The sequence below is a fragment of the Enterovibrio norvegicus FF-33 genome (assembly GCF_000286835.2).
Classification (GTDB): Bacteria; Pseudomonadota; Gammaproteobacteria; order Enterobacterales; family Vibrionaceae; genus Enterovibrio; species Enterovibrio norvegicus_A.
In genome coordinates this window covers 2,106,120-2,106,838 of sequence record NZ_AJYD02000038.1, presented here as the reverse complement: position 1 = coordinate 2,106,838, position 719 = coordinate 2,106,120, and the positions used below count along the sequence as shown (strand labels likewise).

Sequence of the window (719 nt, the reverse complement as noted above, 5' to 3'; positions counted from 1 at the left end):
CGTCGTCCACGTCAGAAATTGACAGGGTGCCTGATGTGCTGGTTTCAGGTGAGTCTGCACCTAAATCAACCCCGCCTGTGGTCACGCCGGTGACCACAGAAGCATCATCGCTGCCTGTTACCGTGATGGTGATTTGGTGCTCTGAGCCGTCCGATGCAGTGATCGTGATGGTGTCAGTTTCAGAATCGCCGTCACCCAAAGACTGTGTTTTGCTTGGGTCAACCGTGTAGGTCCACTCGCCGTCAGTCAGGGTGAGGTTACCGTATTCGCCTTCCACCGTGCCGTTATCAAGGGTGGGTTGTACCGCAGCATCAGGGTCGCTGATGTTGATAGAACCCGATACCGAGGCATCACCGCCTTCTGCCACGCTGGCACTGAGATCGCCGGTGACCACAGCCGCATCATCTGTGCCTTCAACGGTCACGGTGATTTGATGGGTTGAACCATCTGAGGCCGTTAACGTGAAGACATCGTTCGCAGATTGACCATCAGGTAACGTCTGCGCTTTCTCTGAATCGACGTTGAACGTCCAGTTTCCGTCCACCAACACAAGTGAGCCGTATTCGCCTTCAATCGTGGTGTTGTCGATGGTCGCGGTTTCACCGTCATCTATGTCGCTGACCGAAATTGAACCCGATATTGAGGTATTTTGGTCGGTTACATCGCCAGAGGTATCACCCGTGACGACCGCGACATCGTTCGTGCCCGTAATGGTAATC

At 54.2% G+C, this 719-nt stretch carries 1 protein-coding gene; it reads right to left on the bottom strand.

Features of this window, described 5'->3' with window-relative positions; translation table 11 throughout:
• Positions 1–719: VCBS domain-containing protein (locus tag A1OO_RS23625; RefSeq protein ID WP_035008636.1), on the bottom strand; the 719-nt coding region annotated here is incomplete at both ends.